At 70.1% G+C, this 12,796-nt stretch carries 11 protein-coding genes; 4 read left to right on the forward strand and 7 right to left on the reverse strand.

Annotation, left to right across the window (positions count from 1 at the left end; genetic code table 11):
• Positions 1-37: 37 nt before the first annotated feature.
• Positions 38-1,150 (reverse strand): YlbL family protein, encoded by a 1,113-nt coding sequence (locus E3O32_RS11965; protein WP_134509770.1) that lies wholly within the window; start codon positions 1,148-1,150, stop codon positions 38-40.
• Between the two features lie 124 nt (positions 1,151-1,274).
• On the opposite strand from E3O32_RS11965, the gene E3O32_RS11970 reads away from it, so the two are divergent.
• Positions 1,275-2,636: a zinc-dependent metalloprotease gene (locus E3O32_RS11970; protein WP_370250048.1), complete on the forward strand. Its 1,362-nt coding sequence runs from the start codon at positions 1,275-1,277 to the stop codon at positions 2,634-2,636.
• A 138-nt stretch (positions 2,637-2,774) separates the two neighbouring features.
• On the opposite strand, the gene E3O32_RS11975 is transcribed toward E3O32_RS11970, so the two are convergent.
• Genes E3O32_RS11975 through E3O32_RS11990 form a run of 4 tightly spaced genes read right to left on the reverse strand, consistent with a single transcriptional unit; the run spans position 2,775 to position 7,177 of the window.
• The gene (locus tag E3O32_RS11975; RefSeq protein WP_134509772.1) at positions 2,775-3,638 is read right to left on the reverse strand and encodes an aldehyde dehydrogenase family protein; all 864 of its coding nucleotides are present in this window, start codon (positions 3,636-3,638) and stop codon (positions 2,775-2,777) included.
• Positions 3,635-5,170, reverse strand: a complete 1,536-nt coding sequence (locus E3O32_RS11980; protein WP_134509774.1) for an aldehyde dehydrogenase family protein — start codon at positions 5,168-5,170, stop codon at positions 3,635-3,637. Before E3O32_RS11980 ends, E3O32_RS11975 begins: the two co-directional genes overlap by 4 nt.
• Before the next feature lie 11 nt (positions 5,171-5,181).
• The gene (deoC, locus tag E3O32_RS11985; RefSeq protein ID WP_241974870.1) at positions 5,182-6,201 is read right to left on the reverse strand and encodes a deoxyribose-phosphate aldolase; all 1,020 of its coding nucleotides are present in this window, start codon (positions 6,199-6,201) and stop codon (positions 5,182-5,184) included.
• 25 nt (positions 6,202-6,226) lie between these two features.
• Positions 6,227-7,177, reverse strand: coding sequence for a sugar-binding transcriptional regulator (locus E3O32_RS11990; protein ID WP_134509776.1), 951 nt, complete (start codon positions 7,175-7,177; stop codon positions 6,227-6,229).
• A gap of 123 nt (positions 7,178-7,300) precedes the next feature.
• Here E3O32_RS11990 and E3O32_RS11995 point away from each other — a divergent pair, with 123 nt between their 5' ends.
• Positions 7,301-8,233 carry an ROK family protein gene (locus tag E3O32_RS11995; RefSeq protein ID WP_134509777.1) on the forward strand — a complete coding sequence of 311 codons (933 nt, stop codon included), beginning with the start codon at positions 7,301-7,303 and terminating at the stop codon, positions 8,231-8,233.
• A gap of 29 nt (positions 8,234-8,262) precedes the next feature.
• Here the strand turns inward: E3O32_RS11995 and E3O32_RS12000 are convergent, their stop codons facing one another.
• Complete coding sequence (locus tag E3O32_RS12000; RefSeq protein ID WP_134509779.1) at positions 8,263-8,856, reverse strand: TetR/AcrR family transcriptional regulator; 594 nt, start codon at positions 8,854-8,856, stop codon at positions 8,263-8,265.
• Positions 8,857-8,968: 112 nt separating this feature from the next.
• On the opposite strand from E3O32_RS12000, the gene E3O32_RS12005 reads away from it, so the two are divergent.
• Positions 8,969-10,639 carry an MFS transporter gene (locus E3O32_RS12005; protein ID WP_338145196.1) on the forward strand — a complete coding sequence of 557 codons (1,671 nt, stop codon included), beginning with the start codon at positions 8,969-8,971 and terminating at the stop codon, positions 10,637-10,639.
• Positions 10,640-10,664: 25 nt separating this feature from the next.
• Here the strand turns inward: E3O32_RS12005 and E3O32_RS12010 are convergent, their stop codons facing one another.
• The gene (locus tag E3O32_RS12010) at positions 10,665-11,891 is read right to left on the reverse strand and encodes an MFS transporter (RefSeq protein WP_134509781.1); all 1,227 of its coding nucleotides are present in this window, start codon (positions 11,889-11,891) and stop codon (positions 10,665-10,667) included.
• Between the two features lie 23 nt (positions 11,892-11,914).
• Here E3O32_RS12010 and E3O32_RS12015 point away from each other — a divergent pair, with 23 nt between their 5' ends.
• The gene (locus E3O32_RS12015; protein WP_134509783.1) at positions 11,915-12,592 is read left to right on the forward strand and encodes a maleylpyruvate isomerase family mycothiol-dependent enzyme; all 678 of its coding nucleotides are present in this window, start codon (positions 11,915-11,917) and stop codon (positions 12,590-12,592) included.
• Positions 12,593-12,796: the final 204 nt, after the last annotated feature.

Consider the following 12,796-nt stretch of genomic DNA (forward strand, 5'->3'; position numbering starts at 1 on the left):
GGCGCTGATACCCTGCACCCTTGCTGCGGGCAGCGGATCACCCGGCCGGGCAGGTGGGCAGCTTGGCCAGGTCCCCGTCGGTGCGGATGGCGTCCAGCACCGCGAGCGAGTCGTCGAGCGTTTTCACCGCGAAGACCTTGAGCCCGTCGGGGATGTGTCCGGTGACCTCGTTGCAGTTGTCCGCCGGTGCCAGGAACCAGTCGACGCCGGCCGCGCTGGCGCCCTCGAGTTTCTGGCGGATTCCGCCGATCGGGCCGACCGTGCCGGCCTGGTCGATGGTTCCGGTTCCGGCGACATCCGCCCCGCCCTGGATCGCACCCGGCGTGAGCTTGTCGATGATCCCGAGGGCGAACATCATGCCGGCGCTCGGCCCGCCCACCTGGTCGAGCTGGATCTTCACGTCGAACGGGAAGTCGTAAGAGGTCGTGACGTTGATGCCGACGACCACGGCTGTGGAGGACTTCACGGGGGCGACCTGCACGGTGAGGTTCTTGCCGTCGCGGACGATGCCGATGCTGGCGGGAGTCTCGGTGCCGTTGGCCTTGAGGGCCTTCCGCAGCGCGCCGATGTCGGCCACGGTGGCGCCGTTGACGGACACGACCTGGTCGCCGGCCTTCATGATCCCCTGGGCCGGGGAGTCCTTGGGCAGGGAGACGACGGAGACGACGGTCGGGTAGTCGTAGCCGAGGTTGGTCAGGGCCGCGGCGATGGCATCCTGTTGCGAGTCGACCATCATGGCCTGGTTCTCCTCGTCACGCTGCCTGGTCGTCACGCTCGGCGGGAAGGCCGCATCGATCGGGATGACCGCCTGGCTGGGGTCGAGCCACGCCGCGGCGACCTTCAGCCAGCTCGGCCGGTTGTCGGGGTTTCCGACCAGCGACACCGTGAGCAGGTCGAGGCTGCCCTTGGTCGGGTAGACGGTCTCGCCGGGGATGGTGATCAGGGGCGTCTCGGTTCCGTTGTGATTCGCCGCGCCGATCGTGTTGTAGACCGGCCCCGGCTTCTCGATCACGTACGGCGAAGGGGTAACGCCCAGGATCAGGCCGATCGTGAGCGCAACGCCGAGCACAATCCAGCCGGCCCGTCCGGAGCGGCCCGGTCGATGCGGATGTTCGCCGGACGGTGGCGCGTCATCGGTGAAAAGGGCCACCGGGTTCCTTCCAGATTGCGTGTTCGCGACAGGCGGACACCAGACCCACCAGCGTAGGACATTTCCCAGCTCGGACAGCCGATCTCCGGATAGCGTAGAGGCACGCGACTGAGAGGTGCCTGAAGTGGCCGACGACTCACGACCCGAAGAGGGTCACAATCCCGAAGACGAGTTCCGGGACATGCTGCGCGACATCCTGTCCGGGAAGTCGTCGATCGATCCGAGCCAGCTCGCCGGGGCCGCCGGGCTGCCCAACGACCCGGCCAGCATCGCGGCGTTGATGAGCCAGCTACAAGGTGCCCTGCGCGGCGGTGGCGACGGCGGCATCAACTGGGACATCGCGCTCAGCCAGGGCCAGGAACGGGCGACCGCCGGGGCTCTCTCACCGACCCCGAAGGAGCGCGCGGACCTCGACCAGGCCTTCCACATCGCGGCCCTCTGGCTGGACGAGGTGATCTCCGTCGCCGAACTCACCACGACGCCGCGATTGATGACCCGCAAGGAATGGGTCACCGCGACCATGCCGCTCTGGACCCAGCTGGCCGAGCCGGTCGCGACCAGCATCTCCGACTCGCTGACCCGGGTGCTCACCGAACAGGCCCCCGAAGAGCTGCAGGGCATGATGGCCGGCGCAAGCCAGGTCATGCGCAGCATCGGCGGCACCCTTTTCGCGATGCAGCTCGGGCAGGTCGTCGGCCAGCTCGCGAGCGAGGTCGTCTCCGGCGGCGACGTCGGGATCCCGCTGCTCAGTGACCAGCAGGCAGCCCTGCTCCCCCAGAACGTCGCCGAGTTCGGTGAGGGCCTCGACGTGCCCGCCGACCAGGTGCAGATCTACCTGGCGGTGCGCGAGCTCGCGCACGCGCGGCTGTTCCGCCATTCCCGCTGGCTCCGGCTGCACCTGATCAGTTCGATCACCGACTTCGCGCGCGGGATCCATATCGATTCCGGCCGGCTCGAGGAACTGGCGGAGGGCTTCGACCCGTCCAACCCCGAGGAATTGCGCCAGGCGATGGTGAACGGGTCGCTCATTCCGCCGAAGACCGACGCGCAATTGGCCGCACTCGACCGGTTGGAGACCATGCTGGCCCTCGTCGAGGGCTGGGTCGACGTGGTCACGGCGGAGGCGACGGGGCGGCTGCCCAAGGCGGACGCGATCGCCGAGACCGTGAAGCGGCGCCGGGCTTCCGGCGGCCCCGCCGAGTCCGCCTTCTCCACCCTGGTCGGGCTGGAGCTCCGGCCCCGCCGGCTGCGGGAGGCCGCCGCCATGTGGCAGGCCGTGACGGATGCGGTCGGCAACGAGGCGCGCGACCAACTCTGGGCGCACCCAGACCTTCTGCCCACGAGCGCCGACCTCGACGATCCGAAGAGCCTGGTCGCCCGGCTGACCAGTTCGGCCCAGGGCGCGGAGCCCGTGCTCGACGAGGTCGACCAGGCCCTCGAGGACCTGCTGCGCGACGACAACACCGAGCGGCCGCACGAGGAGTAGCGGCGCGGCCGGTTCGTCCGCCCGCTCGGCTCGCGATGCCTGTCGAATTCGACGGAGATTTTCTGGTTTCGCGCCTTGTGCAGCCGGTTTTGGACCGGTTTGGGCAAAATCTCCGTCGAATTCGACGGGCGGGCGCCGCTAGATCAGGCCCTTGGTGTGCCAGATCGTCTTGGTCTCCGTGAACGCCACGATGCGGGCGAGCGACGGGCTCGCGGCATCCGGGCCGTTCTCCGGCTGCAGCACCCGGGTGAGGGTCTCCGCCGCGTCGATCTGCAGGTGCACCCAGTCGAGGTCACCGGCCCCGACGAGGTCGATGGCGTTCACGTCGGCGTGGCTGGCCAGCCACGGCGCCATCTCGGCCGGCGAACCGGTGAGGATGTTCACGACCCCGCCGGGCACGTCGCTGGTGGCGAGCACCTCGCCGAGGCTGACCGCGGACAGCGGCATGGTCTCGTTCGCGACGACGACGACGGTGTTCCCGGCCACGAGGGCAGGGGCGACCGCGCTGACCAGCCCGAGCAGGGAACCGCCGGACTGCGGGGCGATGATCGCCACGACGCCGGTGGGTTCGGGCACGGAGATGTTGAAGTACGGCCCGGAGACCGGGTTCGCGTTGCCGGCGACCTGCACGTACTTGTCGGCCCAGCCGGCGTACCAGACCCAGCGGTCGATCGCCTCGTCGACCTGGGCGGATGCCGCGGCCGTGGTCACGCCCTCGGTCTGCACGATCTCGTCGATGAACTGCACGCGGCGGCCCTCGAGGAGTTCGGCGATCCGGTAGAGCACCTGTCCGCGGTTGTACGCCGTGGCGCCGGCCCAGCCGCCGAGGGCCGACCGTGCCGCGACGACCGCGTCGCGGGCGTCCTTGCGGCTGGCCTGCGCGGCGTTGGCGAGGAAGTCCCCGCCGTGAGAACGGATCTCGTAGACGCGGCCGGACTCGCTGCGCGGGAACTTGCCGCCGATGTAGAGCTTGTAGGTCTTGGGAACGGCGAGGCGGGTCACTTTGCGGCCTTCTTTCGTGAGACGGGGGCCTTCGCGTCGAGCTCGGGCGAGGATTCGGCGGGGGCCGTCGTGACGGTGCGCGCGGCGGACCGGCCGGCGGCGGGCTTGAGGTACGCGGCGAGGCCGTGGCGGCCGCCCTCGCGTCCGTAGCCGGATTCCTTGTAGCCGCCGAACGGGCTGGCCGGATCGAACCGGTTGAAGGTGTTCGCCCAGATCACTCCGGCGCGCAGCTTGTCGGCGACGGCGAGGATGCGGCTGCCCTTCTCGGTCCAGATCCCGGCGGACAGGCCGTACGGCGTGTTGTTCGCCTTCGCGATGGCCTCGGCCGGGGTGCGGAAGGTGAGCACCGACAGCACCGGGCCGAAGACCTCGTCCCTGGCGATGCGGTGGCTGGTGGACACATTGGTGAAGATCGTCGGCGCGAACCAGAATCCGCTGTCCGGCAGCACGCAGGCCGGGCTCCAGCGTTCGCCGCCCTCCTGCTCCCCGATCTCGGTGAGCTCACGGATGCGGCGCAGCTGGTCGGCACTGTTGATGGCGCCGATGTCGGTGTTCTTGTCGAGCGGGTCGCCGAGGCGCAGCGTCGAGAGGCGCTGCTTGAGCCGGTCGATGACGTCGTCGTGGATGCTCTCCTGCACCAGCAGGCGACTTCCCGCGCAGCAGACGTGACCCTGGTTGAAGAAGATTCCGTTGACGATCCCCTCGACGGCCTGGTCGATCGGCGCGTCGTCGAAGACGATGTTCGCGGCCTTGCCGCCGAGCTCGAGGATGACCTTCTTGTCGGTTCCGGCGACCGAGCGGGCGATGGCCCGGCCGGCCCCGGTCGAGCCGGTGAAGGCGACCAGGTTGACGTCGGGGTGGCCGACGAGCGCCTGGCCGGTTTCCCGGCCACCGGTGACGATGTTGACGACTCCGGCGGGCAGGTCGGCCTGCTGCAGGATCTCGGCGAACAGCAGTGCGGTCAGCGAGGTGGTCTCTGCGGGCTTCAGCACGACCGTGTTCCCGGCGGCAAGGGCCGGGGCGATCTTCCACGCCAGCATCAGCAGGGGGAAGTTCCACGGGATCACCTGGGCGGCGACGCCGCGGGAGGACGGGGTCGGTCCGACTCCGGCGTGATCGAGCTTGTCGGCCCAACCCGCGTAATAGAAGAACCACGCGGCGACCAGGGGAACGTCGACGTCGCGGCTCTCCTTGATCGGCTTGCCGTTGTCGAGGGTCTCGGCGACGGCGAGCTCGCGGGCGCGTTCCTGCACGAGGCGCGCGATCCGGAAGAGGTATTTCCCGCGGTCACTGCCGGAGAGCTTCGACCAGGTGCGGTCGTAGGCGCGGCGGGCCGCGGCGACGGCGGTGTCGACATCCGCCGTATTGGCGTGCGCGATCATCGCGATCGGCTTCTCGGTGGCCGGGTTGATGGTCTGGAATGGTTCGCCGCGACCGGCGACGAACTCGCCGTTGATGAACAGGCCGTAGTCCGAGCGGAGGTTCAGCACTGCCTGGGACTCCGGTGCCGGAGCGTAGTCAAGAAAGCTCATTGGTGATTCCCTTAGTCGATCGTCACGTAGTCGGGGCCGGAGTAGTGCCCGGTGGTCATCTTCTGGCGCTGCATCAGCACGTCGTTGAGCAGGCTCGAGGCGCCGAACCGGAACAGGCTCGGGGTGAGCCATTCCTCCCCGACGGTCTCGGCGACGGTCACGATGTACTTGATGGCGTCCTTGGAGGTGCGGATGCCGCCGGCCGGCTTGACGCCGACCCTGGCACCGGTGAGGCGCTTCCAGTCCCGCACGACCTCGAGCATCGACAGCGTGACGGGTAGCGTCGCCGCGGGCGCCATCTTGCCGGTGGAGGTCTTGATGAAGTCGCCGCCGGCCAGGATGGCCAGCCACGACGCGCGGCGCACGTTGTCATAGGTGTTCAGTTCCCCGGTTTCGAGGATCACCTTGAGGTGGGCGTAGCTTCCGTCGGCCCGCCTGCAGGCCTCCTTCACGGCGACGATCTCGTCGTAGACCTGGCCGAACCGGCCGGAGAGGAACGCGCCCCGATCGATGACCATGTCGATCTCGTCGGCGCCCGCGGTGACGGCGTCGCCGACATCCGCAAGCTTGACGGCGAGGGATGCCCGCCCGCTCGGGAAGGCGGTGGCGACGGCCGCGACGTTGATTCCGGTGGCGGTGCCGGCGGCGTGGGAGGAACCGAGCGCCTGGACGGCGATGGGAACCAGGTCGCCGTAGACGCAGACGGCGGCTACCCGGGGGCAGGCGGGGTCTCCCGGGTCGGGGGTGAGGGCCTTGCCGACCAGGGAGCGCACCTTGCCGGGGGTGTCTGCGCCCTCGAGGGTGGTGAGGTCGATCAGGCTGATGATCTTGTCGAGCGCCCACTTCTTCGAGCTGGTCTTCACCGAGCGCGTACCGAGGTCGGCCGCGCGCTGTTCGAGGCCGACGGCGTCGATCCCCGGAATGCCGTGCAGGTACCGGCGCAGGTTCGCGTCGGTGGCCTCGCCGCCGAGGAGCGCCAGTGCACGTTCCCCGGTGTTCAGCTGGGCCATGGCCAATTGACTGCTAGTCATGAGTTGTCCTTGCGGTTTGGGTTGGTCAAGCTTCGTCGCCGAGGATGGCGAGGGCGGTGTCTTCGTCGGTCACCAGGACGGTGCAGAGCCCGCTGCCGACAATGGCGCGGGCGATGGCGTGCTTCGATCCGCCGGCGATCACGGCGATCGCCGTCTTCGCCTGGCGCAAGTGCTCGAGCTGGATGCCCACGGTGCGCCCGTCGAGTTCCGGGTCGACGATGTTGCCGTTGCTGTCGATGTACCGGCCCACGATGTCGCCGACGGCGCCCTTTCGGACGAGTTCGGCGACCTGCTCCACGGTGAGGTAGCCGCTGTCGACCAGCGCCGAGTTCTCGTCGGCCTGTCCGGCGCTGAAGAGGTAGGCCGAAGCCGCGGTGGCGAGGTTCAGCACGGCGGCGACGGCACGGTCGGACTCGATCGCCTGTTTCGTCTCGAGGCGTTCGAGGATGGCCGGGCTCGGCAGCAGCGTGGCCGCGCCGGCCGCCTTGTGTGCGATGTTCACCGCTGTCGCCGCGGCGGTCCCGGCGCGACGGTTGAGGCTGACGCCGCCGTTGATCTGCACGACGTTCACCCCGTGCGCCCAGCCCTGCTTGAGGTGCAGGGCGACCTCGTGCAGGGTGCGGCCCCAGCTGATCCCGAGGGTGCGGGGCACCGGGCGGAGGCCGGTCAGGTAGTCGGCGGCGGCCTGGGCGGTGCGGGACTGCAGTTCCTCGTCGCTGGCGACGCCCGCCGAGGAGACCACGATCGCATCCGTCAGGCCGGTCGCCTCCCGGAGCCTGCGCTCGACGGAGAGCCGACGGGCGCGGGGGTGCACGATCTCGATCCGGATGAACCCGCTGGCCTTGGCCTGGGCGAGCAGCCGGCCCACCTTCCACCGGGTGAGACGGAGGAGGGTGCCGATCTCGTCCTGCGTCTTGTTCTCCTCGTAGTACAGCTCGGCGGCACGAATTGACAGCAGTTCGTCAGTGTCGATCACCCTGGTGCGCTCCATCCGATTTGAGACCAGCCTAGGTTGCCGTCCCGCCCCGATCAACATCTGCTTGGAATCTTGCTCATCTGAGCAGTCGGGCGAACCGATGTCACGATCTAGGCTCGGATCATGTCCCCCACCTACGCGCTCGCCGTCGACCTCGGCGGCACCAAGGTCGAGGCCGCCCTGGTCGACGACCACGGCGCCGTCCTCGCGTCCAGCCGGCATCGCTCCCCCACCGGACCAACGGCCACGAGCGAGCAGCTCGCCGACGCGGTCGAGTCGGTCGTCGGCCGCGCCCTCGCCGGGCTGCCGGCCGGGTCGGACCTGGCCGGCGTCGGCATCGGCAGCGCCGGGCCGATCGCCGTGGCCGACGGGGCCGTCTCACCGCTGAATCTCCCGGCCTGGCGCGGGTATCCGCTCCGGGACCTGGTCGAACGCCTGGTCCCGGATGTCTCGGTGCGGGTGCGGCTTGACGGCCTGTGCATCACGCTGGCCGAGCACTGGCTCGGGGCAGGACAGGGCGTGGACAGCCTGATGGGCATGGTGGTGTCCACCGGCGTCGGCGGCGGCCTCATCCTCGGCGGCACCACGGTGTCCGGGCCGAGCGGAAACGCCGGCCACATCGGCCACATCGAGGTCGGCGGTTTCGACGACCGGTGCGCCTGCGGCGGGATCGGCTGCCTGGAGGCCGTCGCATCCGGCCCCCGCACCGTGGCCTGGGCCAGGACCCAGGGCTGGTCCGGCACGACCGGCGAGGAGCTCTCGGCCTCCTACGCCGACGGCGACCCGGTCGCCGTGGCCGCCGTGCGCCGCGCCGGCCGCGCGATCGGCCAGGCCATCGCCTCGGCTACCAACCTCGTCGACCTGGACGTCGTCGCGATCGGCGGCGGCTTCTCCCACGTGACGCCCGACCTGTTCGACTTCGTGCGCGCGGCCGTCGACGAACGGACGGTCTTCGAGTTCGCGCGGCGGGTGCGGGTGGTGCCCTCCGCCCTCTCTGGGGACGGCCCGCTGATCGGCGCCGCCGCCCTCATCCACCGGGCCGCCCTCGTCGCCTGATCCTCCGGGCGCAGCAACCGGTCGACTGACTACGCTCGGGGCGCCACCGCGAAGCGAACCAGCGCGAGCGTATGCTCCGTGACCAGGTCGAGGGGCGCGCCCGTGTCGATCGCGCCCATTGCGGCCTCGATCACTCCGGCCAGCAGCCGCGCGGTGAGCTGCAGCTCAGGCACCTCGAGCTCTTCCAGCGCGGCCAGGAACGGGGCCGCCTGCTCCCGGTGCAGTTCCCCCAGCCTGGCCAGGCACTCGTCGGGAAGCTGCGCCGCGGCGAGCGCCGCGGCGAGCGCCGCGGCCGGGCGGTGCGCACCTTCGGCGGCCAGGCGCAGCGTCTCGCGCAGATAGGTCTCGAGTCTCCGTTCCGGCCCGGCCACCCCGTCGAGCGCGTTCCGCAGCGACTCATTGGCGCGCGGGAACGCGTCCTCGATCACCGCGGCGAGGATGTCGGCTCCGGAGGAGAAGTATTGATAGACGCCGGGCCGGGACAGCCCGGCGGCGGCACCGACGGCCGCGGGAGTCACGGCGCTCACTCCCCCGGTGACGAGGAGCTCGGTGGCGGCGCGGAGCAACGCGTCCCGCTGGCGCAGTCGATGCTCAGCGACACTCGGCGCTGCGATCTTCGGCATGGCATCCCCTCGTCCGGCTGTTCCGCCGGTGATCCAGTGTACGAGCCACTCGCTGCGCGGTCTATGATACTGACATAAGTGTCAGCAAGACCGAGAGAAGCGGGGAACCATCGTGACCGACGCACGCCAGGGCACCACACTGAATCCGAAGCGGTGGAAGGCCATGCCGATCATCGCCCTGGCCGTGTCCGTGATCATCATGGACGCGACCGTTGTGAACGTCGTGCTCCCGGTCCTCATCCGGGACATCAACCTGACCGCTTCCGACGCCGAGTGGGTCAACTCGGTCTACGCCCTGGTCTTCGCGGCGTTGCTGATCACCGTCGGCCGGATCGGGGACATCTTCGGCCGGCGGCGCCTCCTCATCGTGGGCATCGTCGTGTTCGGCGTCGCGAGCCTGCTGGCATCGCTGTCCGACTCCGCCACGACGCTGATCATGGCCAGGCTGCTCCAGGGCGCCGGCGGCGCCATGATCCTGCCGGCCACCCTCTCGACGATCAACGCGCTGTTCACCGGGCGCGAACGCGGGATCGCCTTCGCGATCTGGGGCTCGACCATCGGCGGGATGGCAGCCGTCGGACCGCTCGTCGGCGGCTGGCTGACGACCGACTTCAGCTGGCGCTGGGCTTTCCTGATCAACATCCCGATCACGATCATCGTGCTGGTCGGCACCCTGCTCTGGGTGCCGGAGACCAAGGACCCTCACGCCGAACGCGGTGCGGACGCCGCGGGCGTGGTGCTGTCGATCCTCGGTCTCGGCGCCGTGGTCTTCGGGTTGATCGAGGGCCAGCGTTACGGCTGGTGGACCACCACCGAGCCGCTCACTCTCGGCGGTTTCAGCTGGTCCTGGTCGGTGTCGCCCGTGCCGGTGGCCTTCGCGCTCGGCCTTGCCATGCTCACCGCGTTCGTGCTCGTCGAGCGCTCTCGCGCCCGCTCGCACAGGCCGGCGCTGCTCGACCTGACCTTGTTCGGCATCCGCAGTTTCCGCTACGGCAGCATCGCGGCGCTGGTCGTCGCCCTCGGCGAATTCGGCATGCTCTTCGCCCTGCCTTTGTTCCTGCAGGGCGCGCTCGGCTACACCGCCCTGGACACCGGGCTGCTCATCCTCGCCCTCGCGGTGGGCACGTTCCTCATCTCGGGCGGCACACCACAGCTCACCCGCCGGCTCGGCGGTCGCGCCGTCGTGCGGATCGGCCTCTTCCTCGAGGCCGTCGCCATCACCGGCCTGGGACTGAGCATCAGCCTCACCGCCAACGGCTGGGTCCTGGCGGCCTGGCTCTTCGTCTACGGCTCCGGCGTGGGCATGGCCACGGCCCAGCTGACCAGCGTGATCCTCGCCGACGTGCCGGTCAGCCAGAGCGGGCAGGCGTCCGGGCTGCAGAGCACCGTGCGGCAGCTGGGGTCGGCGCTCGGAATCGCCCTGCTCGGCACTCTGCTGGTCTCCACTCTCGCCGCGGCCACCACCGACAATCTCCGCTCGGTGCCGGGCCTCGACAATGCGGCCCAGCAGCAGATCGTGGGCATCGTCAAGGGTTCGGCCGGGGCAGCCATCCCCGAACTCGGTGCACTGCCGAACGGACCCGCCGCCCAGGTCGCGGCCGAGACGGCGATGGTCGGGGCAGCCCGGATCACCACCCTGAGCGCGGCCGGCATCATCCTGCTCGGCCTGCTCGCCACGATCGCCCTACCGGCGATGCGCCGGGACGACGAGGACGCGGCTGCCGAGGTCGCCGTGACCGGCACGGTGACCGGCACGGTGACCGGCACCGGGCTGGTTCCCTGAGGCCGGCGGCTCCGGCCGGCCTGGGTCAGCGTGTGGCGCGCAGGTCGTCCTCGAGCAGGTGCGGGCGGGAGATCACAGCGCCCGCCAGGCTGATCGCGAGGCCGGTCGCGATCAGGAAGATGAGCGGCCATTGCCAGCCACCGGTGAGCTGGTGCAGCACGCCGACCACCAGCGGGCCGAGGGCGCCCAGGGTGTAGCCGACGCCCTGCACGAACCCGCTCAGCGCGACGGCTCCCTCATGGCTGCGGGTGCGCAGGTTGATCAGCACCAGCGCGAGCGGGAACAGGAGCGGTCCCAGCCCGGCCAGACCGACCCAGAGGAAGGTCAGGGTCGACGGGGCGAGCAGGAGCCCCAGGTCGCCGGCGACGAAGGCGACCATGCCGGCGTAGACGAGCAGGCCGGGATTCCTCATCCGCACGGTGAGGGAGGGAATGACCAGCGCGCAGGGCAGGCCCACGGCCGCATAGAGGGACAGCAGGGTCCCGGCCTGCCCCGGCGTCACACCGGCGGACTGGATGAGAAGTTGCGGCAACCAGGCGAACATCGCGTAGGCGTTGAGCGATGACGTGGCGAACACGACGGCAATGGCCCAGGCGATCGACGAGCGCCAGATCCGGCCGAGCAGCGCCGGCTCGGCCTCCTCGACGACGGGTGCGGCGCGTGAACGTGCCAGTCCCCGCTCCCGCAGCAGCAGCGTGAGCCAGGGCAGCAGCGCGACCAGGGCCGGGGCCAGCCACATGCCGAGGGAAACCCGCCAGCCCGCGGCATCCGCGACCGGCACGGCCACCAGCGGCGGCAGCAGCGTGCTGAGCGACATCACGGTCACGTACAACGAGGTGACCAGGCCCACCCGGTCGGGGAAGTACCGTTTGACCAGCGGGGGCAGCAGGATGTTGCCGACGCCCATTCCGGCGAAGGTGATCACACTGCCGATGATGAGCCAGCTGAGCGAACCGGAGAGCCCCCTCGCCAGGTGCCCGAGCACCATCGCCGCCAGGGCGAGGATCAATACCGGTTCGAGGCCGAGGCGCCGGGTGAAGACCGGGGCGAAGATGCCGAAGACCGCGAAGCACACGGGGGGAAGCATGCCGAGCACTCCGATGAAGACCGCTCCGAGCGGGATGTCGGCGCTCACCTGGGTCACGATCGGCGACAGGGCGGCGACGGCCGTGCGAAGGTTGGCCGCCACCAGGACGATCCCGACCAGGGCGAGGGCGCGCCCGGCACTCTGCCGCTTCGGGGTGTCGATCACCGGGCAAGTCTAGGCTGGACACCATGCCGGAATTCACGAAGTACCTGCCGTTCAGTCAACGTCCGGCCGTCGATGAGTCAGGGGCCGGTTCCGACTGGAGCATGCCACTCGCGGAGACCCTGACGGCCGTCGCCGATCTCCTGGCCGGGCTCAGCCCCGAGCAGTGGGAGGCGCCGAGCCTGTGCGGCGAGTGGCGGGTGCGCGATGTCGCCGGCCACCTGGTCTGGCGGCTCGGCGTCACGAACACGGAGTTGGTGCGCAGTCTGGGCCGAGCGATGCTGGACGGTCGGTTCCTGAATCCGAACCGCGGGATCGATGTGCTCAGCCGGGCTGCGGCGGAGGCGGAGCCGGCAGCGCTCATCGCCGCGCTGCGCCGGATCGCCGCCGACAGACTGGCGGGTGTCGGCCGCCATGGCGTCACCGAGTTGACGGAGGCCGTCGTTCACGGCTTCGACATCGCCCGCGCGCTGGACCTCCCCTTGCCGGTGGCGCCGACCGTGACCGGAGCGGTGGCGCTCCGCCGCGCGCTGATCGCGCCCACCCCGGTCAAGGCCGTTCTGCGCCGGCGAACCCTGGTCGCAACGGATGCGCTCTGGCGCGTCGGCCGGGGATCTCCGTTCGAGGGCACCGCCGAAGACATCGTGCTGTTCCTGTTCGGCCGGGAGGGCTTCACTCCGGGCGGGCGGCGCGCCTCGGCCTAGCTCCGGCGCCCTGATCTCGACAAACTCGATCACCGCGACAATCTCGATCACCGTCTGGACGGAAAGGACCTGACCGCGCCCGCTTCGGCAGGGCGCGACCGCGGGCGAGCCTGTTGCTTTATGGGGCTGCCCACCGGCAGGGCGTGTCGTTCCTGGGCGTGTTTGAGGGGTCTGAGAAAATGGTTCATGGCCCTTCATTACCGT

It is taken from the genome of Cryobacterium mannosilyticum, assembly GCF_004402705.1.
Taxonomy (GTDB): Bacteria; Actinomycetota; Actinomycetes; order Actinomycetales; family Microbacteriaceae; genus Cryobacterium; species Cryobacterium mannosilyticum.

Excerpts from the sequence above, each read along its gene's own strand:
- E3O32_RS11995 (WP_134509777.1), top strand. The coding sequence starts at position 7,301 with ATGTCCCCCACCTACGCGCTCGCCGTCGACCTCGGCGGCACCAAGGTC.
- deoC (WP_241974870.1), bottom strand. The coding sequence starts at position 6,201 with ATGACTAGCAGTCAATTGGCCATGGCCCAGCTGAACACCGGGGAACGT.
- E3O32_RS12000 (WP_134509779.1), bottom strand. The coding sequence starts at position 8,856 with ATGCCGAAGATCGCAGCGCCGAGTGTCGCTGAGCATCGACTGCGCCAG.
- E3O32_RS12015 (WP_134509783.1), top strand. The coding sequence starts at position 11,915 with ATGCCGGAATTCACGAAGTACCTGCCGTTCAGTCAACGTCCGGCCGTC.
- E3O32_RS11980 (WP_134509774.1), bottom strand. The coding sequence starts at position 5,170 with ATGAGCTTTCTTGACTACGCTCCGGCACCGGAGTCCCAGGCAGTGCTG.